This is a genomic window from Mycobacterium sp. smrl_JER01 (assembly GCF_048513595.2).
Classification (GTDB): domain Bacteria; phylum Actinomycetota; class Actinomycetes; order Mycobacteriales; family Mycobacteriaceae; genus Mycobacterium.
This window is the reverse complement of record NZ_JBLXXK020000001.1, coordinates 1,834,371-1,856,767: the sequence shown is the minus strand read 5'-3', so window position 1 is coordinate 1,856,767 and position 22,397 is coordinate 1,834,371. Positions and strand designations below refer to the sequence as shown.

Annotated in this window: 16 protein-coding genes and 1 pseudogene; 6 read left to right on the top strand and 11 right to left on the bottom strand. The window is 64.0% G+C overall.

The window, feature by feature from the left end; genetic code table 11:
- Positions 1-4: 4 nt before the first annotated feature.
- Positions 5-613 (top strand): annotated as a pseudogene (locus ACNUDN_RS08740) (IS3 family transposase); the annotation flags it as partial.
- A 79-nt stretch (positions 614-692) separates the two neighbouring features.
- Here ACNUDN_RS08740 and ACNUDN_RS08735 read toward each other — a convergent pair.
- Together ACNUDN_RS08735 and ACNUDN_RS08730 are read right to left on the bottom strand one after the other, a co-directional pair.
- On the bottom strand, positions 693-2,012 hold the full coding sequence (locus ACNUDN_RS08735; RefSeq protein ID WP_419121575.1) for a cytochrome P450: 1,320 nt from the start codon (positions 2,010-2,012) through the stop codon (positions 693-695).
- Positions 2,013-2,172: 160 nt separating this feature from the next.
- Positions 2,173-3,456, bottom strand: coding sequence for an amidohydrolase family protein (locus ACNUDN_RS08730; protein WP_419121574.1), 1,284 nt, complete (start codon positions 3,454-3,456; stop codon positions 2,173-2,175).
- A 231-nt stretch (positions 3,457-3,687) separates the two neighbouring features.
- Here ACNUDN_RS08730 and ACNUDN_RS08725 point away from each other — a divergent pair, with 231 nt between their 5' ends.
- Both ACNUDN_RS08725 and ACNUDN_RS08720 read left to right on the top strand, forming a co-directional pair.
- Positions 3,688-4,128 carry an SRPBCC family protein gene (locus ACNUDN_RS08725; protein ID WP_419121573.1) on the top strand — a complete coding sequence of 147 codons (441 nt, stop codon included), beginning with the start codon at positions 3,688-3,690 and terminating at the stop codon, positions 4,126-4,128.
- Positions 4,129-5,006: 878 nt separating this feature from the next.
- Complete coding sequence (locus ACNUDN_RS08720; RefSeq protein WP_419121572.1) at positions 5,007-5,576, top strand: DUF4334 domain-containing protein; 570 nt, start codon at positions 5,007-5,009, stop codon at positions 5,574-5,576.
- Between the two features lie 170 nt (positions 5,577-5,746).
- Here ACNUDN_RS08720 and ACNUDN_RS08715 read toward each other — a convergent pair whose 3' ends face one another.
- Positions 5,747-7,369 carry an AMP-binding protein gene (locus ACNUDN_RS08715; protein WP_419121571.1) on the bottom strand — a complete coding sequence of 541 codons (1,623 nt, stop codon included), beginning with the start codon at positions 7,367-7,369 and terminating at the stop codon, positions 5,747-5,749.
- A gap of 144 nt (positions 7,370-7,513) precedes the next feature.
- Positions 7,514-8,983 (bottom strand): flavin-containing monooxygenase, encoded by a 1,470-nt coding sequence (locus ACNUDN_RS08710; RefSeq protein WP_419121570.1) that lies wholly within the window; start codon positions 8,981-8,983, stop codon positions 7,514-7,516.
- A gap of 261 nt (positions 8,984-9,244) precedes the next feature.
- Here ACNUDN_RS08710 and ACNUDN_RS08705 point away from each other — a divergent pair, with 261 nt between their 5' ends.
- Complete coding sequence (locus tag ACNUDN_RS08705) at positions 9,245-9,919, top strand: TetR/AcrR family transcriptional regulator (RefSeq protein WP_419121569.1); 675 nt, start codon at positions 9,245-9,247, stop codon at positions 9,917-9,919.
- A 20-nt stretch (positions 9,920-9,939) separates the two neighbouring features.
- On the opposite strand, the gene ACNUDN_RS08700 is transcribed toward ACNUDN_RS08705, so the two are convergent.
- Both ACNUDN_RS08700 and ACNUDN_RS08695 read right to left on the bottom strand, forming a co-directional pair.
- Positions 9,940-10,980: an LLM class F420-dependent oxidoreductase gene (locus tag ACNUDN_RS08700; protein WP_419121568.1), complete on the bottom strand. Its 1,041-nt coding sequence runs from the start codon at positions 10,978-10,980 to the stop codon at positions 9,940-9,942.
- Positions 10,980-12,104, bottom strand: a complete 1,125-nt coding sequence (locus tag ACNUDN_RS08695; RefSeq protein ID WP_431959694.1) for an NAD(P)H-dependent flavin oxidoreductase — start codon at positions 12,102-12,104, stop codon at positions 10,980-10,982. The genes ACNUDN_RS08700 and ACNUDN_RS08695 overlap by 1 nt, the downstream gene beginning before the upstream one ends.
- Positions 12,105-12,323: 219 nt before the next feature.
- Between ACNUDN_RS08695 and ACNUDN_RS08690 the strand changes: the two genes are divergently transcribed.
- A complete protein-coding gene (locus tag ACNUDN_RS08690) occupies positions 12,324-13,862 on the top strand; it encodes a carboxylesterase/lipase family protein (protein WP_419121567.1) in 1,539 nt (512 codons plus the stop codon).
- A 67-nt stretch (positions 13,863-13,929) separates the two neighbouring features.
- Here ACNUDN_RS08690 and ACNUDN_RS08685 read toward each other — a convergent pair whose 3' ends face one another.
- From ACNUDN_RS08685 to ACNUDN_RS08670, 4 genes are all read right to left on the bottom strand, one after another.
- Complete coding sequence (locus ACNUDN_RS08685; RefSeq protein ID WP_419121566.1) at positions 13,930-15,024, bottom strand: acyl-CoA dehydrogenase family protein; 1,095 nt, start codon at positions 15,022-15,024, stop codon at positions 13,930-13,932.
- A complete protein-coding gene (locus ACNUDN_RS08680; RefSeq protein ID WP_419121565.1) occupies positions 15,021-16,097 on the bottom strand; it encodes an acyl-CoA dehydrogenase family protein in 1,077 nt (358 codons plus the stop codon). The genes ACNUDN_RS08685 and ACNUDN_RS08680 overlap by 4 nt, the downstream gene beginning before the upstream one ends.
- Positions 16,098-16,289: 192 nt before the next feature.
- On the bottom strand, positions 16,290-18,683 hold the full coding sequence (locus ACNUDN_RS08675) for an acetyl-CoA acetyltransferase (protein WP_419121564.1): 2,394 nt from the start codon (positions 18,681-18,683) through the stop codon (positions 16,290-16,292).
- Between the two features lie 157 nt (positions 18,684-18,840).
- Positions 18,841-19,314 carry a DUF4334 domain-containing protein gene (locus tag ACNUDN_RS08670; protein WP_419121563.1) on the bottom strand — a complete coding sequence of 158 codons (474 nt, stop codon included), beginning with the start codon at positions 19,312-19,314 and terminating at the stop codon, positions 18,841-18,843.
- A gap of 227 nt (positions 19,315-19,541) precedes the next feature.
- On the opposite strand from ACNUDN_RS08670, the gene fadD11 reads away from it, so the two are divergent.
- Positions 19,542-21,338 carry a fatty acid--CoA ligase FadD11 gene (gene fadD11, locus ACNUDN_RS08665; protein WP_419121562.1) on the top strand — a complete coding sequence of 599 codons (1,797 nt, stop codon included), beginning with the start codon at positions 19,542-19,544 and terminating at the stop codon, positions 21,336-21,338.
- A 14-nt stretch (positions 21,339-21,352) separates the two neighbouring features.
- Here the strand turns inward: fadD11 and ACNUDN_RS08660 are convergent, their stop codons facing one another.
- Entirely contained in the window at positions 21,353-22,375 is a 1,023-nt protein-coding gene (locus ACNUDN_RS08660) for an AraC family transcriptional regulator (protein WP_419121561.1), read from the bottom strand.
- Positions 22,376-22,397: the final 22 nt, after the last annotated feature.

Here is a 22,397-nt window from a genome sequence, read left to right as displayed (position 1 = left end):
CATCGTGCCGAAGAAGTACGACGAGGAGTTCAAGGCCCGGGCGGTGCGGTTGGGCCACCGACCATGCCGAGGAGTACGCCGCCCGCACGGACTGCATCTACTGCGGTGGCCAAGCGGTTGGGGTGTCGGGAATCGCTGCGACGGTGGGTCAACCAGGCCGAAGTCGACACCGGCCAGCGTGACGGGGTGCCTAGCGATACCGCACAGGAGTTGCGCGAACTCAAGCGCAACAACCGTGAGCTTGAGGCTCCATCGAGATCCTCAAGGCGGCGACAAGTTTCTTCGTGCAGGAGAGCGACCCGCGACACTGGACACCGTCATCACCGAGGTGCTGGCCGGCTTCTACGAGCCTGACGAGCACGGCCGCCGCACACCCGAGTCGCTCAACGGCGCGACGAAGCTGTGGGCTCACCTGCTACGCCAAGGCATCGACGTGACCCGCTGCTCGGTGGAGCGGTTGATGCGGGCCGACGGCTGGCGCGGTGTCGCACGGCGCAAGAAGGTCCGCACCACGATCGCCGATCCCGCCGCTGCCCGGGCCGCTGACCTGGTCAAGCGTCAGTTCCGGGTGCCCGCCCCCAACGTGCTGCTGGTCGCGGACTTCACCTACGTCCGGGCTATCCAGCAGGGCGTTTGTCTATCCTTGGACTTCGAATAAGCCGCGCACCAATAGTTTTCATCGAACGAACCGCTCAGCGTTGCTTGATGCGCAACGGCACCGACACCGGGCCCTGCAACGACGGGTTCTTGCCCCACCGCACCGGGCCGGCCAACTCCAGACCATCGACTTCATCGAGCAGACAATTGATCGCGGTTATCGTTTCCAGGCGTGCGAGATGGGCGCCCAAGCAGAAGTGCAGACCATGACCGAAGCTCAGATGACCCGTGGTGTTGCGGTGAATATCGAAGCGGTCCGGATCGGCGAACTTGGCCGGGTCCCGGTTGGCCGAAGCGTAGAACAACACCACCTTCCCGCCGGTGGGGATCACGGTATCGCCGATCGGATACGGCGCGGTGGCAACTCTGGTCACCCACTGTTCCGGCGCGCCCCACCGCAGCGCCTCTTCCACCGCGCCGGGAATCAGGCTGCGGTCGGCCTGCAGCTCCCGAAACAACTCGTGATCCTCGGCCAGTTTGATCAGCAGCATCCCCAGCAGGTTGGTGGTGGTTTCGTTGCCGGCGATCAGCAGCAGCGTCGTATAGACGAACGCCTCCTGATCGGCGAGGTCACCAGCGTCGATCGCCAACTGGAACTGGTTTATCAAGTCCTCAGCCGGGGCGTCGGCGCGCCGCCGGATCTCGGCGTCCAAAAAGCTGCGCAGCCATAGGTACGACTGCAGAATTCTCGGAAACCGGCGTAACCCCTCGGGCAGCCCACCGGGAGCAAAGGCCGCCGACACGAGCCTGTCCGACACTTCCTTGAATTTCGTCCACTCCGAGCGCGGCACCCCGAGGATCCGGGCGATGACAGCGATCGGCATCGGGATAGTCAGCGCCGGCACCATATCCACCGTGCCCCCGGCTTTCATCGGCGCGAGCGCCTCCCGGGTCAGGTCGCGGATATCGGAGGTCTGGATCTGCACCGACCGTTTACTGAGCAACGGTGCGACGATCCGCCGCAGCCGGGTGTGGTTGGGCGGCTCGGCGGTCAACACCGAACTGACCACAAACGATTGCAGCGCAATCCCATCTCGGGACGACAACACCGAGTTCTCGCGGACCGCAGCGTGCACGTCCTCGTAGCGTCCGATCATCCACACCCCGAGTCGCTCGTTGACCACGACGGGATGCTCACGTATCCGCTCCAGGTCCGGATAGGGGTTGGCGATCTTTTCCGGCCGTGTCGGGTCAAACATCGTGCGCGGCAGCGACGCCGGCGCCGAACCCGACCGCGGACGCCGCGCATCCCGATACAGGCCGATCGCGGTCGTCCGCCAGATCTCGGGCGCCGACTTGCGGGCCGCGGAGGCGAGAGCGCGCGCCGAAGGCTTGAAGGCAACATCGTTTGACATGCCTGCCACGCTAGGTCCGCACCGGGGCCAACAGAATGACCTTTTCAGACATCAGTTTGATACTTTCAGACAATGCTCGCCGAGATCGCCTCAGCGCAACACGGGCGACAGGGTCAGCGTGAAGTTGCGACACGTTGCCGTCGCAACCAGAGGCCCGTGGTCACCGGGTGACGGGAAGCCCGAATATGCGAGCTGCGTTGAGGCCGAGGATCTTCGAGCGGGCGTCGTCAGACAGGCGCACCATCTGCCGCTCAACGGACGCCGCCGAGTGCGGCCAGGAGCCTTCATGGTGTGGGTAGTCGTTCGCCCACAACACATTAGCGACCAGATCGTTCTCCTCCACCGCGGCTAAGCCGGCGTGATCCTCCTGGAACGTCGCGAAACACTGACGCCGGAAGTACACCGACGGCAGCTCAGGAAGCTGGGGACGCACGAAGAAGTGATGAGCCCTGTAGGCGTAGTCCATCGTTTCGAGCAGCCACGGCAGGAAGCCGATGCCGGACTCGACGAGCCCAACCCGCAGGCGCGGGTGACGCTCGAGGACGCCAGATGCGATCAGCTGGACCGCCGGCTCGATCGTTGTTTCCATCGAGTGACACACATAATTCACCACTGCGCCGCCGTCGCCGGTGACCGCTCTGGGGTCACGCCCAGTCGAGACGTGGAAAGTGATTGCCAGACCTGCGTCCTCTATCGCGGTCCACAGCGGCTCGAACAAGGGGTCGTTGTACTCGAGCTTGCCTGGTGTCTTCGGGCCGTAGATCGGCGAATTGCCCAGACACACACCCACAAAACCCTTGGTAGCTGCCCACGCCACCTCTGCCAACGCGCCGTCTAGGTCACCCGCAGCGATCGACGCCAGCGGCAGCGTCCGCCCTCCGTGCCAACCGTCGGAAGAAAATGTCTCGTATGCCCAACGGTTCCATGCCCGGCACATCGCCATCGCAAACACCGGGTCGGGCGTGGCCCAGCCGAAGAGGCCCTTGGTGGGGAAGATCAGCTCGACGTCAACCCCATCGGCCTGCTGGTCGGCGAGTCGCGTCGCGATATCGCGTGCTGCGGCGCTGCGCCGCTGGTCTTCGGCCTCCATTCGGGAGCCCATCCTCGTCGCCTCCGAGGCAGGGGCCTTGACACGCATCGGCGCGGTGCCTTCCGTTATCAACCACTCCGAGCCGTCGTCGCGGCGCTCCATGCGCGGCAATCGGGGAAAGTACACAGGCTCGATGTGGTCGAGCAAGTAGGTGGGTGGCTCATTGGCGTGGCAGTCGGCAGAGACCACGAACAGTTTGCGGGGGTCGTCCGGTCTGATCGTCCGATCCCAGCCATCATCGCCGGGTGTCGCCAGGCGCCAAGCGTTAGCTGCCAACGAATTGTCCGAAGTGGTCACGAGAACCTCCCGATCAGGTTTGCTGTCCGTGGTAGCTCGCCAGAGGTGCTTCAGCACCCGCAGAAATCTCGGCCATGAAGTCGTCGTGCACACCGGCACGGGGTCGGACCTGAACGAGAACAGACGTCACAGAGGCAGATCTTCTATCTACCAACTAGACAGCGTGTCTTGCAATAGCTAGCGTGTGCCACATTCTCAGGCGCGACTGCCATCAGCGAATGGCGGTTCTGTACACGAGTACGTGACAATCGCATTGGCTTGCCCTGACGGGCTGGAAGGAGTTGCGGAATGGCAATAAAAGGGTCCCGGGAAGTCAGCATCGAAGCAACGGCCGACGAGATCCTTGACGTCATTGCGGATATCGAGTCAGCCCCGAGTTGGACCTCGCAGTACCAAAGGGCAGAAGTACTCGACACGTACGAGGACGGACGCCCGCGGCGCGCGCAAATAGGGGTCAGGGCCGCCGGAATGACCGACACTCACGTCATCGAGTACACATGGGCCGATAACAGCGTCCGTTGGACGCTGTTATCGGCTGGTCACGTCAAATCGCAGAATGCGACGTACACGCTGACACCCGCGGACGCCAAAACCAGAGTTCGCTTCGACATGGCCATCGAGCTGACGGTTCCACTTCCAGGCTTCGTCGTGAAGATGGCCCTGAAGAGTGGCCTGGATACCGCCACCGAGGGGCTGCGCAAACGGGTTCTCGAAGTCAAGAACGACTGATGTCGGGGCGCGACGTTGGTCAGTTTCACTACACCGCAACGCCGCTCAGTTAGCAGAGCGAAGGCCTCAACGCTGCGTCGCGCTATCACCGCCCGGCGGCTGAGGCACATTCCTTACGCGGGGAACAGCGGTGGTGACCGCCGATCGACGGCGCCACAACCCACTGCGGAAACGCGGCTTCCGCCGTCGAGCCCGATCACATCAGCAGAGGGCCGCGCCACACGGGACGGAACGGGGCGCAGCGTCAGCGCTGATGTCACCCAGGCTGCCTTGCGTACCGGGGCGGGAAGAAGTCGCTTGACCAGAGATCGGCCAGAACGCCGATAAGCACGTCCCGGGGATGCGCCCACTCCCCGGTCACCGCGTAGTTCTGGAAGAGGTTCCAGCTGCAGCGTGAAGAGATGGAGGCGCAATCTGGCCTGCTGTTCCGTCGACTCGGGCCACGTGGAACGCACGAACGGCATCGCATCGAAGACAGCCTCGAAAAGCACATGTGACCTGCCGAAGAGACTCGGATCCTCTATCGCCGCCTCGGCCCACGCTTGCAACAAACCTTTGTGCGATTCGAACCATCCGATGACGCGATCCATGGCCGACTCGGCAGCCCTACGCGATCCATCGGCCAGGGCACTGTCGAGCGTGGCGTAAATCGGGCTCCATGCGGGCGCATCTGCAAGGCCCCGGCCCGTGGTCGCGCACTCGCGACCACATCCGCCACGTGAATGCGCCGGCCATTCAACCCCAAAGCCGCGACGCACGTCGCATTGCTGCACACGCGGTGCCGACGCTCATCGTGACGACGGTGGTTGCCAAGCATCTCAGCATCTTTCAGCACCGCAGGGTGTACGGGTTGACACATGGCAGGTAGTGTCGTAGCTATGTCTCTACTTGCAGAAGTACTACCGGATGCCCCGACCACCATGGAGGGTGCATTCGAATTGTTCGACTCCCTGCCCGCTGTCGAAGCTGAATCAATGCTCGGCACCTGGCATGGCGCCGAGATGCCGACCGGCCATCCGGTGGATGGAATGCTGGCCAACAGCGGCTGGTGGGGCAAGCAGTTCCTGGACCCAGAGACAGTCCATCCGCTGTTGTTCACCACAGCGGATGGGCGCGGTCTGTGGGCACTCAACCCTGCCCCTGCATTCCTCGGACTGGCGCTTGCGACAAAACTGCCCGGTCTCGGGAACCGCAACTTCGTCGGTAATGTGGCTCCGCTCAAGCCGGTACTGCAAGCCCGCAGTCCCAAAGCCAGACTCCGCACCACGCGCTACCGGGGCGTGGAAACCGCGACCATGATCTACGACCAGCTTCCGGTCAACGATGTGTTCCGTCTCCTCGACGGCACCGCCGGGTCGGAGACCGTGCTGGGCGTCATGGATATGCGGGGAATGGAGCAGCCCTACTTCTTCCTGCTGCACCGCGACGATTCCCTAAAACTCGTATAGTTTTCGCGGCAACGTCGATCGCCACTCGGTCGCGCAGGCCGCTACGGCGTAGATCGCCTCGATCACCCATCCTTCACCGACACAGGGTGGTGATCCGGGCGCGGATTAGCGGCACCCTGGACGATCGCGATCTACGCCGGCCCCACACATGTGGTGGGGCCGGCAGGGACTCACGCAGTCGCCGACTCGAAAAGTGCCCTCGCACTTGGGTAGTCAGCCTTCCCATTGGGCGCCCGCGGCACACGCTCGGCGATGTGCAACTCGCGCGGCACCTTATAGCTCGAGATCCGGCGCTTGGTGTCGGCTATCAGTTCGGCGGCTGCTATCTCGGTGCCCTCCGCGAGTGACACGACACCGACGACACAGTTACCGAAGCGCTCGTCAGGAACACCGAACACGAGCGCATCCTCTACGGCCGGGTGCCGCTTCAAAGCCTCCTCGACCTCCTCGGGGAAGACCTTCTCGCCGCCGGTGTTGATGCAGTGCGATCCGCGCCCCAAGAGTTCGACCGACCCATCGTCGGTCACCCGGGCCATGTCGCCGGTGAAGGTGTAGCGCACACCGGCCACCTCGCGGAACGTGCGGGCCGATTTCTCGGGATCCTTGTAGTAGCCCAGCGGTGAGAGTCCGCCACTGGCGACCATGCCGATCTCGCCCGAGCCGGGCACGACCTCTCGCCCGTCATCAGTGAAAACCTTTGTGGTGGCGGGCCGTCCGAACCGCGCGGTCTGCACCACCGGAGTGTCCTTCGTGGTGACCGACAAGCCCATGCCGCCCTCGGTGGAACCCAGCACATCAATGATGGCCAGTTGCGGCACGTGGGACAACAACTGCTGCTTCAGGTCCGCCGAGAACATCGCGCCGGAGGAAATCAGCAATCGTAGCGATGACAGATCTCTGTCATCCTTTTCGGCGTCCAGGACGCGCAACAACGGCCGGGCGAACGCGTCACCGACGATGACCACATTCTGCACCCGGTGGCGCTCGACCACCGACCACACCTCAGCCGGGTCGAGGCTGCGATGCTCAAGGAGACAGGCTGTGCCGCCGAACATGTGCGGCACCATGACTCCCAACCAGCAACCCGTTCCGTGCATGAGCGGCGGGGCCGACATCGCCACCGGCCGGTTCGCGTCGGCCATTGCGGCCACCGCAGACAGAATGTCATCAGCCGACTCGGGCGCCGAAAGACCCAGAAACGGTGCGTAATTCTGCACAAGGAAACCCGTGAAGTCCGACACCGGATACATGACGCCTTTCGGCAAGCCCGTGGTGCCGCCCGTGTACAGCATGTAGATCTCCGACCCGTCCGGCTCTCGGCGGCCGAGCGGCTGGTGCGCGGCGAGCAACTCCTCGTAGCGAACCGCCGTCTCCACGTGCGCGGAGCCATCTGACGCTGGGCCGTCGTCCACCTCGATCAGAAGCTTCAGCTTGGGCAATCCTTCGGCCACCCGCGCAATCCGATCACCCAGCGACGAGTGGAACACGATCGCCTCGGCATCGGCATTGTCGAGCAGATAACGCAGTTCGTGCTCGAGATACCGGTAGTTCACGTTGACCGGGCTGCCGCCGATCTTCAACGCGGCAAAGTTCGTCTCACAGTATTCGGGTGAGTTGTACAGATACATAGCGACTTTCGAGTTCGACTCGAGGCCGGCGCCGACGAGCGCAGCGGCCAATCGCGATGCTCGGTCTTCGTAGTCGCGCCACGACACGCAGCGCTCGCCCTGAACCACGGCGAGTCCGTCACCCCTGATGTCGGCGACCGCCTCCCAGATCGACGCGAAATGCATCGGAACACCCCGCGACGAGCGAACCTCAGTGTCAGGTACCAGTGTCTCTCCGGCCATAGCATCCCCTTGGCTGTCGTAATCAGACATTCGGATGTCTGAAGGTGAACGGGTCGGGTGAAGTCGTTCCGCGCCTACCGCGCGCTGTCACGAACGCAGGAGCTGTCGGTTCAGGCGGTGATCCGCTGGGCGGTACTGGGCCAGCATCGCGCGATGCCGCTGTGGGGCCCACGGCCACAACTCTGGTAGACCGTCGGCGCCGAGGTACCAGCTCCGGCATCCTGACGCCCAGATGGTGTCGGGCAGCGCTGCACGAAGCTCGGCGTTGTAGCGGTCGGTTGCCTGTTGGGTGGGCTCTACGGTGGCGAATTCGCTGCGCTGCCATCGCTGAATCCAGCCGAGAATGTAGCGGGCCTGGGTATCGGCAACCTCGGTGAGACTGTAGTTGCCCACCGGCGTGTGCGGACCCATCAACATGAAGTGGTTGGGGAATCCGGGCACGGACACCGTCATGTAAGCACGCGGGCCCCCGCGCCACGCATCGTCGAGGGTGATCCCGTCACGGCCCACCACCTGCATCGGTCGCTGGTAGGCGTGAGCGTCGAACCCGGTGGCGAGCACGATGACGTCAACCTCGTGGAGCATACCGTCAGCGGTACGCAGCCCCGTCGGCTCGATACCTTCGATCTTGTCGGTGACAAGGCTGACGTCCCGGCGCTGCACTGCCGGATAGAACGAAGCGGAGAACACCAGTCGCTTACACATCGGCTGATAGTCAGGAGTCAACGCCTGACGAAGCTGCGGGTCGCGCACCGACCGCAGATGTACCCGGCACGCCGCCTGCATCGCCCATCTCCGCAGGCCCGGTTTGATCATGGCCACAGCGGCCCGTTCCATGGTGACCCGAAGTGTGTCGTAGCCCAGCCGGCTCAGCGCGGGAAACCGGCGATGCAAGGAACGAGTGACCTTTCGGTAGCGCGGATTGACCATAGGCGCGATCCACTGCGGGGTGCGCTGAAACAGCGTCAGGTGGTCGGCGACCCCGCCCAATGCGCCGACGATCTGGGCACCGGTAGATCCGGTACCGATGACAGCCACCCGCCTTCCCGTCACCGGCACGTCATGATCCCAGCGCGCAGAGTGAAACAGTGCCCCCGCAAACGAATCCGCCCCGGGAATGTCGGGAATGTTGGGAACACGCAGGACCCCGCACGCCGAGATCACGAAATCAGCTTCCTCGGTGCTGCCGTCGGCGAACGAGAGCATCCACCGGTCGTCGATGAAGAGCGCCTCAGTGACCTCGTGGCCGGTACGTACATGGGCGTCCAGAGCAAAGCGGTCGGCGACCGAGTCGAAATAGCGCCAGATTTCGGCGCCACTGGAGTAGAACTGGGACCAGTCGGGATTGGGGGCGAATCGGAACTGGTAGAACCGCGACGGGACGTCGCAGGTCAGCCCCGGATAGGTGTTGTCGCGCCAGGTTCCCCCCAGAGTGGGAGCCTTCTCGTAGATGGTGAAAGTGTCGATTCCCGCCATCCAAAGGCGGGCGCCCATGCACAGGCCCGACATGCCGGCGCCGATGATGGCGATCCGCGGACTGCGCCTGGTCGTGCTCACTGGGTTACCTCCGTCATCTTGACCTGCACGAGAAACTGCTGCTGGGAGATTCGATCGATGATGATCGCCCTGGACCCACACCGCTTTGGCGACTCCGGGTGGCGCGGTTGAGGACATCCTCGGATAAGGCCTCCCGGACGAGCAGCGTGGAACGAATCGCCTGCGCACCGCATCGGTGCCATGATCGGGCAGCCGATAAATGTACGAGCGCTAATATACATAGTGCTATGGTTTGCAGCAACACCCCCGACCAGGAGAGTGATGTCAGCAAACCCGGCGCGACCAGGACGCACCACCCCGTCGTTGCGCGCACCAGGACGCCCGAAGGCTGCGGAGGGCCTCGACACCCGTGAGGCCCTGCTCCGCGCTGGGCGTAGCCTTTTCGCGACACGAGGTTTTGCCGGTGTAGCAGTCAGTGAGATCGCCGAAGCAGCCGGGATTTCGGTGCCGATGATCTACCAGCGCTTCGGCAGCAAGGCCGGGCTTTTCGTCGCCGTCGCCGAGGACGTCTACGCGCACGCCCTCGAGCACATGCGGTCGGCGATGATAGGTGTCGATACTTTCGACGACGCCGTCGACCTCGTGCTGCAGAGCTTTGCCAGCATGTACCGGGTCGACCGCGAAGTACCGGCCATGGTGCTCACCGTGCTCATCGAGGTCAACCGCGACGAGGCGATGGCCCAGGAGCTACAGCCCACATTGCGCAGTTTCCGCGCCTTCTTCGACAGCATTGCCTCGCTCGCCCCGCCTGCACTCGCGGCCGATGCACGCTCCCGTCGTGATCTGTCCCGCGCGCTGGTGACCATGTGCAGCGGCTTGACCGCCGCGGCCGTGACGATTCCCAACGCTGCCGAGTACGAACGCATGGTCGGCGCGATACGTCATTTCACGAGGGTGCATCCCGGCGAAGCGGCCGGCACACCGCGTCGCCGTTGAGCGCACGCAGGCTGCACTGCTCACTCCAGGACTGTATCGGCCAGTAGCGCCAAGTCCTCCGGAAGGCCCTGTACCGCAATCGTGTCGACGACAGTGCTCTCCCACCGCGTCAGATCCTCGCGGATCTTGGCGGCGGGCCCGATAAGAGCAACCTGCTCCACCATGGAGACCGGGATTGCCGCGCCGGCCGCGGCTCTGTCCCCGGACAGGTAGAGCTTCTGGACCCGCTCGGCGACATCAGCGAACCCCATTCGAACAAAGACGTCGAAGTGAAAGTTGGCGCCGCGGGCACCCATTCCACCGATGTAGTGCGCCAGCATCGGCCGTACCCGGTCAGCCGCTCGATCGAGGTCGTCGTCGATCACGACCGGTACGGTGGCGACGACCTCGAAGGTCGATGGACGCCCACCGGAGCGACGATCGAACCCGACGGACAGCGCGTTGCGGTAGTACGCGTCGTGCGCGGGGGCGAAGAACATCGCGTGCCAGCCGTCGGCGATCTCGGCGGCAAGTGCGATGTTGCGGGGCCCCTCGGCGCCCAATTGGATCGGCAACCCGGGGCGGAACGGATGCAGCATCGACTTCAGTGGTTTACCGAGTCCGCTGACGTCCCCGTCGCGCATCGGCAGCTGGTGAAATTCGCCCGAATAAGTCAGAGGCTGCTCGCGAGCCAGCGCTTGTCGAATAATCTCGACGTATTCACGTGTGCGGACCAGTGGGCGGGTGAACGCCACGCCGTACCAGCCCTCAGACACCTGGGGGCCCGACGCACCGACGCCGAGTACCGCGCGTCCGGCGCTCAGATGGTCAAGAGTGTTGGCCGCCATCGCCGTTGCCGTCGGTGTTCGAGCCGGGATCTGCGCTATTGCACAACCGAGCCGAACCCTGCTGGTCAGCGCCGCACACCAGGCCAGGGGCGTGAACACGTCCGAACCCCAGGCTTCGGCGAACCAGATGCTGTCGAAACCCCGGTCCTCGATCTCCTTGACCCGGTCAGCGAATCGATCCGGAAGGCGCCCACCGATCAGACCGCCGACATCGATCCCGACCTGCAGTCCCATCAGTCCTCGGCCAGCGACTCGAGCCGTCCCATGGTGTCGATGAACTCCTCAACCATGTCGAGGACGACGGTGCGGGCGGGCCGTACCCGGTCGAGCGAGCCGACGACCTGGCCGACGAAATAGGTTGCCAACTCGCGTGCCTTGGCATCCGGGTTGCCGGCCGCCTGGTTGATGCGCGACTGCGAGTCACCTATCAACGCAGATTGCAACGGCATACCGAGCGGCGCCGGACTGTCGGGCCGATCCCATTCGTCGGTCCAAGCCGTGCGCAACATGCGCGCCGGCTTGCCGGTCAACGATCGTGACCGCACGGTGTCCGATGAGCTTGCGGCCAAGAACTTCTCCTTGACCGCCAACGGAGTTTCCGCTTCTTCCGTTCCCAGCCAGACCGACCCACACCACACGCCCTCAGCGCCCAGCGCCATTGCCGCGGCGATCTGACGACCGCGGGCAATTCCGCCGGCGGCCAGGACTGGCAGCGGATCGACCGCATCGACGACCTCTGGGACGAGTACCATCGTCGCCACCTCCCCGGTGTGGCCGCCGGCTTCGGTCCCCTGCGCCACAATCAAATCCACTCCCGCGGCGGCGTGCCGTCGGGCATGCGCCACGGTGCCCGCCAGAGCGGCCACCAAGACACCCTGTTGGTGGGCGCGGGCGACCACGTCGGCCGGCGGTGGTCCGAGCGCGCCGGCGAGCAGTCGAATGTCATGGCCGAATGCAACGTCGAGGAGCGGTGTGTACGCCGAGGGTGAGACGTTGAGGCTGCCGGCGTTCCCGCGCGGTTGACCGGTCGGCACCGGTACCTCGTAGCGGTTGAGCAGGTCCTCGACGAAATCGCGGTGCCGGACCGGCAACAGATCGGCGACCCCACCGGGGCCTACCCCGCCATGCTCGGCGCCGACATAGCTGGTCGGCAGCAACAAGTCGACACCATAGGGTTTTCCCCCGGTCTGTTCCTCAATCCAGGTCAGTTCGCGGTCCAACTGCTCCGGACTGTGCGCGGTAGCACCAAGGATCCCCAACCCACCTGCATTCGACACCGCGGCAACCACGTCGCGACAGTGACTGAAAGCGCAGATCGGGAATTCAACGCCGAGAAGATCGGCAACTCTGGTTCGCACGCTTCTCCTCCATGGGCTGGCGTGGCTCGGGGTGAACCGAAGCGCCACGGATCGTCCACTTGTTCAAATGTACGAGCGCTAATATACATAGCGTCACGACCTCCCGGCGGTTTTGAGGCCACCGATGTGCAAACGATCCGGAATTTTCGGCCTGCCCGAAATTCGACCGGCATCCGCTGAAGGAATTGCCCGGCAGCGACTGGATACAGGGAGAACGCCATGCACCGCTTCGCCGTTCGCGTCACCACGACTGCCGGAACTGTCGAGGGTTACACACAGGACGGGGTGCACCGCTGGCGATCCATCCCTTACGCCCGCCCCCCGATCGGGCTGTTGCGATTCCGCGCGCCACGACCGCCGCAGCCGTGGTCGGGCGTGCGGCACTGCCGCACGTTCGGCGCCTGTGCTCCGCAGGAACGTCGTTATACCGCGATGGGCGTGGGCAAATACCAGCGGATGGACGAGGACTGTCTGACCCTCAACGTGGTGACACCCGAAGTCTGGGACGACCAGCCGCTGCCGGTCATGGTGTTCATCCACGGCGGCGCTTACATGTTCGGCAGCTCTGCCACGCCGGTGTACGACGGTGCTGCGCTGGCCCGTCGGGGATGCGTGTACGTATCGGTCAACTACCGCCTCGGCGCACTGGGTTGTATCGACCTGTCGTCGCTGTCGACATCCGATGTCACGATTGAGAGCAATCTCTTCCTGCGTGATCTGCTGATGGCTCTGCGTTGGGTGCAGGACAACGTTGCGGCCTTCGGCGGTGACCCCGACAATGTCACGCTGTTCGGCGAGAGTGCCGGCGCCCACGCGATCGCGACGTTGCTGGCGGTACCGGCTGCCGAAGGTCTGTTCACTCGGGCGATCTCGCAGAGTCCGGTAACCGCGCTGGCTCGGCCCCGCGAGGTAACGGCCGAATTCGCGTCCCGGTTTGCGACGCTGCTCGGCGGACGCACGCGCCGCGAAGCTCATGCTCTCATGCAGGCTTCCCCGGCCGCACTTGTGGCAGCGCAGGGCCACCTGATAGACGAAGCGATGCGCTCAATGATGGGCAGTGTTCCTCTCGGGCCGGTTTTCGGCGACGATGTCCTGCCGATGGAGCCGATCGAGGCGATGCGCCGCGGACGGTCGCACCGGATACCGCTCATTGTGGGAACCAACGCCGACGAGGCCCGCCTGTTCACGCGGTTTCTGCCCCTTCTGCCGACGACCGAGCCGAAGATCGAGGCGCTGCTGGCGGGGGTGGAACCCATTGATCGCCAACGCATCATCAACGCTTATCCCGGCTATCCCCGGCGGTCGGCATGCATCCGCTTCGGCGGTGATTTCGCCTTCGGTGCGGCCGCTTGGGAGATCGCCGACGCCCATGGGAAATCGGCACCGGTCTACCTGTACCGATACGACTATGCACCGCGTGTACTGCGGTGGTCAGGTCTGGGCGCCACCCACGGGACGGAGTTGCTCGCCCTGTTCGACCTCTACCGAACCAAGTCCGGTTCGCTGCTGCGCGTGGGGGCGGACCGCCGGTCGGCATTGCGCGTCAGCGATGAAATGCAAAGGCGTTGGCACGCGTTCAGCCGTTTGGGGATGCCCGGAGCCGATTGGCCGACTTACACCAGCACTGACCGTGCGGTGATGGTCTTCGACAGCGAACTGCGCATCGAACTCGACCCCCATCGCGAGCGACGAGAGGCTTGGCAGGGCTTCGCGTTCGTGCGATCACCACACGAGGACCTCGATGCCGACGCCGAATGACCGCACAACCCGGCGAGCCTGCACGACGAAGCGTCGTCGTCCTCGTCGCTGCGCGCGGCGGGGTGTTTTAGAGGCCGATGAGTTGTGCGAGTCGTTCGCGGTGTGTTTCGGGCTGGCCGAGTAGCTGTTGGCTGGCGCGGGCGCGTTTGAAGTACAGGTGTGCTGGTAGTTCCCAGGTGAAGCCCATGCCGCCGTGGAACTGGATCATCTGGTGAGCGGTGGTGACGAACGCCTCGGTGCAGTACGCGCCGGCCAGCGCTGCAGCCGCGGGCAGGTCAGCACTGCCCCCGGCCGCGGCGAACATCGCGTAATAAGCCGCCGAGCGGGCGGTTTCGACCTCGACGAAAACATCGGCGGCCATGTGCTTGAGCGCCTGAAACGCTCCGATCGGCTGGCCGAACTGCACCCGGGTCTTGAGGTAGTCCACCGAGATATCCAGCGCGGCCTGCGCGCCACCGACCTGCTCGAGCGCCAAAGCCACCACGGCAAGATCGAGGGTGCGCGCCAACACCGCCGTCGCATCGGCCACCTCACCCAACGGCGCACACCGCACCCCGTCAAACGACAGATCGGCCAGCTTACGGGTCTGATCCAACGTCGGCTTGGCTGTCGCAACCACACCCGGGCCCTCCCCGGCCACGGTGAACAACCCCACCCCCTCGGCCGTGACCGCCGGCACCACGATCACATCGGCGACATGACCGTCAAGCACCAATTGCGCGCTACCACTGACCGTCCAACCGTCCCCTTCGAACCTCGCCTCGACCGCGGTCCCGTCCCCCGGCAGCACCAGCGTGCCGATGGTGGTGCCATCGGCGATACCCGGCAACAAGCGCTGTTTGGCCTCCTCGTCACCGGATTCGACAATCGCCGTCGCCGCCAACACCACCGAGGACAGAAACGGCGCACACAACAACGCCCGCCCCATCTCCTCCATCACGATGCCCAACTCCACCCAGCCGAACCCCTGACCGCCATACGCCTCCGGGACAGCCAAGCCGTGCACACCCAACTGCTGAGCCAACATCAACCACACCCGCTGGTCATAACCGCGCTCAGTGCCCATCAGGGCGCGAACATCGGCCTCGGCCGAATGCTCGACCAAGAACCGCCGCACAGTGGCACGCAACTCACACTGCTCATCGGTGAAATCCTCAATCACGACGCCCGCTCCCCCGCCGGCCCCACACTGCGCGCGGTACCACCTTTGCGAACCTCCCGGAAAGGAACTCCCTTATCGGGTTCATGTCCCTTCGGCAAGCCCAGAACACGCTCACTGATGATATTGCGCTGAATCTGATCCGAGCCCCCACCAATGGAATTGATGAACCCGAACATCAAATCCCGATCAACGGGATAGTCCAACGGATGCTCGTAGTCATAGAGCAGCGACTGCCGACCCTGCAACCGGAACCGCAAATCGTTACCGCAGTGCAGAATCCGCGACATCGCCAACTTACCCACATTGGCCAGATCAAACGACCCCCGACGAGCCTGCATCACCGCACGCTGCCCCGTCCAGGTATTGGTCAACCGCCACGACAAATTCTTCACGATCTCCTGACGCACCACCGCATCACCGTCGCGGCCCGCAGCGCGGGCCAACTCGATCAGGTCGCCCACCACCTCATCAAAGCCTCCGCGCGACCTGCGCGACGTCGATGCTCCTCCCCCCATCCCTGCACGCTCGGCGGCCAGAGCCGTCTGAAGCACCTTCCACCCATCGCCGGGGTCGCCGATCATCCGAGCCGCCGGAACCCGAACATCAGTCAGGAAAACCTCGTTGAAATCAGTATCACCGGTGATCTGCCTGATCGGCCGTACCTCGATACCAGGACTGTCCATATCCACCACGAAGAAACTCAACCCCGCGTGCTTGACCACATCCCAATCCGTACGGGCCAACAACAGCGCGAACTGCGCCTCATGGGCATAACTGGTCCAAATCTTCTGACCATTGACCACATAATCATCACCATCACTGTCAGCACGCGTCTGCACCGCCGCCAAATCCGAACCAGCACCCGGCTCGCTATACAGCAAGCAGCCGACCCGAAGCCGTCCGCTCAACAACCCCGGCAACAACTCATCCCGAATCCGCCTACCCCCAAACACCTTCAACGGATCGCCAAGCAAGCTCAGGTAAGGATTCCTGACGAACGGATCAAGATCAACAACCGCTCCCGGAGCACCCACCGCCTCAAACTCTTCACGAGCAGCACGCGCCTGCACCACCGACAGACCACGCCCAAAACACTCAACAGGCCACGTCGGAACTACCCACCCAGAACCCACCAACGCATCCCGCCACACCCCATCATCAACCCCTCGCCAATTCTCCGAAATCCACCCACGAACCTCCCCACGAACGTTCGGCAACTGGTCTGTCGTCATATCCTTCTCGCTCGCTGGAAGCTGTGCTCGTCGTTACCCGTTGACCCAACGCGGTGGGCGTTTCTCGGCGAAGGCCTTGACTCCCTCGACCATGTCGGCGCTGAAGAACAGTTCGTCGAGTGCCTCGCAGTGGTGGCTGACGGCGTCGACGGGATCGGCGATGCCCACCGTCTCTTCCATGACCTCCAGACACGTCCGGACAGACGTCGGTGACGACTCGAGGATCTCAGCTGCGAGTTCCCTGGCCACGGTGACGGCCTGCCCCGCCGGCGCGACCCGGTTGACCAGCCCTCGCTGTTCGGCTTCAGCGGCTCCCATCCGCCGACCGGTGAGGATCATCTCGGTGGCGACGGCGACGGGCAGTTTGCGCGGCAGCCGTACCAGTCCGCCGGCAGCTGCTGCGAGTCCCACCTTCACTTCACTGAGCGCCAGTTGGGCGGCCGCGTCGGCGACGATCAGATGGCACGCCAGCGCGATCTCCAGCCCGCCGCCCATGGCAAAACCATTGACTGCAGCGATGATCGGCTTGTCCATATGCCTGCGGTTTGTCAACCCGGCGAAACCCGACAGCGGTACGTACAGCGGCTTACCGGAGGCGGTGTAGATGAGGTCGTTTCCCGCCGAGAAGGCCTGTGTGCCCGCACCTGTGACGATCGCCACCCAAAGGCTGGGGTCGGCGAAGTAGGCGTCGAAAATTTCCTCGAGCTCCAGGTGGGCCGGCGGGTGCAGTGAGTTGCGCGCCTCAGGCCGGTTGATGGTGACGACAAGCAGGTGTCCGTCTCGCTCGATCTGGACGAATTCGTAAGAATCGCGGAATCCGGGCGCGCGCGGCGGCCGCAGCTCGTCCATGCGACGGCGAGTGGTGGTGACTCGATTGCCGATTGGCAGTGCCCGCACATAGATCCGCTGACCAGCCGGGTGTTCGCCGGTGAGCAGGTCAAGAATCTCGTCGTCGTCCTCAAGTCCCATTGCCAGGAACCGTTCATCGGTGATTTCCAGCCGGCCGACGACGATCGCCGTGCGCTTCCCGTTCTTGCTGTGCTTGACCGTCCAGGTCTCGACCGTTGCCCAGCCCTCGGGATGATCGTTGACGGGCACGGCCGGCCACGACTCGATCTCAGCTTGCAGGTCGGCGCTGCCGTCCTCGCGCCAAGGCGTCGGATCGGTGCCGTACACCCCGACCGAGTGTTTCGACAGCGCACCGCCGTTGGCTTCCACAAGGCCTAGATCACCCCGGCGAGCACGGCAGCGTTGCACGGTCTCGGCGATGGCGTGCATCGAGTAATTGTTTCCTGCCCCGCCGAAGAACGGCAGCCCACCTGTGACAGTGAGACCGCGGGGATCGTCGTGGCCGAGACCGAGCCCGTCCGCGATGTTGGACACCGCGATCGGGAAGCACGAGTACAGATCGAAGGTGGCGACGTCGTCGACGGTCACGCCTGCCATGTCGATGGCGTGCCGGACCGCCATGACCGCTGCCGGGCTGCGACTGAGGTCCTCACGGTCCATGATGTCGCGCTCTTTCAAGTCGGCATGCCCGTGCAGGAAGACCAGGCGGTCCTCTGCGATACCGAGCCTTCGTGCCGCGCCCAGAGACATGACAAGGATGGCGGCGCCTTGATTGACCTTTTCGCGCGCAACAAGGAGCGCGGTGTAAGGATCGGCGATGGGGCGGTTGCGTTCCGTCGCCGTGGCGAGTTCGGCTGCACTACGCCGTGTGGGTGCTGCCGCGTGCGGATTCGCCGCTGCCACTTCGGTGAAAGGTTCGAAGAGTTGAGCCATGTCGTTGGCATACTCGTCACGCCCCAGCTTCAGCCGGTATCGGCGGGCATTCTCGAAGAGCGCGTACTGACTCGGCGCGTCAGTCAGGCCGTGGCCGGCCCGGAACACCGATACCAGGCCGCGGAGTCCGTACCCGCGATCCTCCAGGTCGCCGGCCACCTCCTCGGAGAAGTCGGGAGGGTTGTCGGATCCGGCGAGGTGTTGGATCGTCGAGATCGCCTCTGCGCCGAACATTAGCGCGGCGTGACTGTCGCCACCCGCGATGGTCCGGCACATCTCGGTGACGAGGTGTTGAGGAGTCTGTCCGCCGATTGTCTCCAGGATGGCGCGGGCGGGCTTGGCCCCGAGGCGGTCGGCCACCGACCGCGGAAAGTTGTTCGACCGCCCCAGCCGGGCGCTCGCATGGGGCGTCGAGTTCTCGAACTGGCGGACCGCGCCCACGGTGTCGATGACGGCGGCGACAGATTCGACGGCCACTCCGGTGTCCTCCAGTGCAGCGCGCGCCGCTTCGGTCGCCAACTCGACCGGCGACAGCCCCCGGTAGTCAGGATCGGTGATGCGCTCCGAAGCCTGTCCCACTCCAACGATTACCGGTGTGCGATCGTCCAACTCGTCCAGCGATGGAGCGATCAATGTTCTCGCCATAGCGCCTCTCCTGCTACTCACCGGCAACTCAAAATCTGATTGATGAAATGGGTGATGCGCTCAGGTCGCCCTTCGAACGCGTCATCCCGAGGGGTGCGCGTTCGCCGGCCGGCCACATGGGCCGGCCGACGAACGCGGGGCGGTCCGCCGGGGACCGTCAGGCCTGCACGCGCTCCAGATAAAAGTAGTAGTGACGGCCGTTGTCCAAGCCGAGAACAGCCTTGCCGTTCATGATCCCGAACACCGCGTTGTCGTCGATCTTCTTGAAGTGATCGTGTGCCGGTTGGCCGTCGTAGACCATGGTGGCCGTGACCTCACCGCGGAACTCCTCGAGCCACAGGCTGGCCTCACCATTGCCCATCTCCAGGTTCGAGAATTTGTTGCCGTCCTCGTCAAGCCACACCAGCGGCTGCACATCGTCGGCCGCTTTGAATGTCTTCCCAAACCAGCCGGCGTCCTTGAGGTGACCGCACATCACGTGGCCGGTGTTGAACTCGCCACCCTCCCACTCGCCGATCATGCCTTCGATCGTCATCGGCTCCAGGGTTGCCCAGAACTCGTCGAGCTCGGCATCGGACATGGTGCCGCCGCGCTCTTTGAACTCCGTGAACTGCTTGCGCGCCAGATTCATTGACTGCTCCTCGGGTTGGTCTGAAAGCTCCCGCCGCGCACAACCACGTCTGGGTCTCGCAAGACGAGAACGAAACGAACGAGCGCTAATATACATAATGTTAGGGTGCCCAGCAATAGACCGCAGACGAGCCGCACCCCGGATGGCCATCACGGCACCGCATGGGTGGCCAACAGGCCATCACGCGGCTGAGCACTGCGATCAGCTGACCTGGAAGGGCCCTCTACGTGAGCAGACCTCGCTTCGGAACGCTTCCGGCGGCGTTTCAGCACACCGCTTCGATCTCACCTGAGTCGGTGGCTTTACGCACGCCGGGCGACGGCCAGACGCTCACCTGGCGCGAGTATGCGCATCAGGTGCGTGCATTCGCCGCCGGGTTCGCAGGTATCGGCGTAGGCCGTGGCGACACCGTCGCGTTCATGATGAGCAACCGCATCGAGTTCTACCCGCTCGAAGTCGCCGCGCAGCACGTCGGGGCTACCTCGTTCTCCGTGTACAACACGCTCCCGCCCGAGCAGTTGGCCTACGTGCTCGACAACGCCGGGGCGCGCGTACTCGTCTGCGAGGCTGAGTTTCTGGACCGAATCCACCACAGCGGTATCGAACTCGACCGCGTGATCTGTGTCGACGGAGACGACTCGCAGGCGATGTCGGTGTCGGCGTTGATCAACGCGGGCAGTTACGCCTTCGACTTCGACGCGACATGGCGCGCCGTGCGGAGCGACGATGTCGCCACCCTGATCTACACCTCAGGAACCACCGGCCGCCCCAAAGGCGTCGAGACCACACATGCCAGTCTGATGTTCCAGGTCTACAGCCTCGCCGAGGTACTTGGCATCGAGTTCGGGGATACCACGACCTCGTACCTGCCGACAGCGCACATCGCCGATCGCGTGGCCGGGCTCTACATTCAGGAGGCGCTCGGCACCCAAGTCACCTGCGTCGCCGACATCAAACAGATCGCAGGAGCGCTGATTGACCTGCACCCGAGCACCTGGGGTGCAGTGCCGCGCGTGTGGGAGAAGCTCAAGGCCGCTATCGAGCATCGCGTAGATAGTGAGACCGAAGCCGAGACAAGGACCGCGATGCAGCAAGCCTTGGAGGTTGCCGCATTGCGTGGGTGCCTTCAGTTGGCCCGCCAACCCGTTCCCGCCGAAGTCGTCGCCGCGTGGGAACACGCAGACGCGCAGGTGTACGGCGGATTGCGGGCAGCGGTGGGTTTGGACAAGGTTCGCTGGGCAATATCCGGCGCTGCGCCGATCCCGAAAGAGACTCTCGCGTTCTTCGCCGGCATCGGCATTCCCATCTGCGAAGCATGGGGAATGTCCGAGCTGGCGGCCGTCTGCAGTGTCAGCCCTCCCGGTGAGGGCAAGTCCGGCTCAGTCGGAAAACTCCTTCCCGGCATGCAGGCGCGGCTGTCCGCCGACGGAGAACTTCTGGTGCGAGGCCCGCTGGTGATGAAGGGCTACCGTGGCTTGCCCGAGCAAACTCGCGAGGCGATCGACGCCGACGGATGGTTACACACGGGCGACATCGCCGTCATCGATGAGGAGGGCTACCTCTCGATCGTGGATCGGAAGAAAGACATCATCATCAACGCCGCCGGCAAGAACATGTCACCGGCCCATATCGAGAACACGATCAAGAGCGTCACCCCCCTCATCGGCTCGATGGCACTGATAGGCGACGCGCGCCCCTACAACACGGCGTTGATGGTGCTGGACGTCGAGACGGCCGGAGCCTTCGCACAACAGAATGGATTGTCCGATTCCTCAGCTGAGGCGCTGTCGACCCATCCAGGTGTGGTAGCCGCAGTCAAAACCGCCGTGGAACGTGGAAATCAGCGACTGGCACGGGTGGAACAAATCAAGCGTTTCCTGATTCTGCCGACGTACTGGGAAGCCGGATCTGACGAGACCACCCCCACGATGAAACTCAAGCGAAAGGTGATCGCGACTAAGTACGCAAAGGAGATCGAAAATCTCTATCGCGACCATCTGCACAACGACGTCCACGAACCGTAGGCGCAGTCGCCACGTCACGACTCGCGAGATCGCACTTTGCGCGTGTGAGCACCGGGCGCGGTTCCGTTCCACCGCGTGAACGCGTGCGTGAAGCTGCTTGCGTCGCTGTATCCGAGCCGATGAGCGACCTCACCCACGCTCAAACCCACGGTTCCCATGAGTTCGGTGGCGATCGTCGTCGTCACCTCTTCGCGCAGGGCACGGTAGCTGGTCCCTTCTTCGTGCAACCGGCGGCGCAAGGAGCGCTCACTGAGATGCAACTCCTGCGCGAGCTGGCGGTGTGACGGCATCGCGGCGGGCTTACGCGCCAGGAGCGTCCGCACCACAGCTGACAGGTTGCTCCGATGTCGATACGAGTCGAGCAACCGTTCGCACTCGGCTTGACAGAGCCGGCCCACACTTTCGTCGGCGGTGGGAAGGCATCGCTCCACGACAGCGCCGGGAATGCGCAACTGATGCCTTGCCGAGCCCCGCACGACGGTAGCCGGCGCGTACATCTGGGCTAGTTCATCGGCGATGGGACCGCCGAATTTGGTAAGCACCGTAACGTCTTCGAGGTCCATCCCGACCATGGCATCCACCTGAGCGACGGCCGCAAGGTCACGTTCTGCCAGCAGCTCGCGGACATCCACCGGGAGATGGTCATCGTGCAGCGTGACGACCAGCATGCCCGTCTCGTCACCAAGTTCGGCCGCCACGAAGGCCGGGGCAAGCTGGTTGAAGCGAACCGCGATTCGGATCGCCTCACCTATCGTCGCGCTGGACATGATGGCGAACGCCCAGATGCCCAAATCCCCGATGGTGACGCGCCGACCTGCTTCCAGGCCGACACCGGTGACATCCCCGAGCAACGCCTTGAGTTGCCGAGCGATCTGCAACTCCTGACTGCCGGTGACCATCGTCGACTTGTCGCGAAGCGAGTCGACGCTCAGCCCGGTCCCGAACAGAACCTGCTCAGGGTCTGCACCGCGCTCCTGGCCGACTTCGACCAGGAGCCGGCTACTTACTGCATTTCGCAGATGATCCCAGAATTCCATCGACACCATTCGACATCGCCGG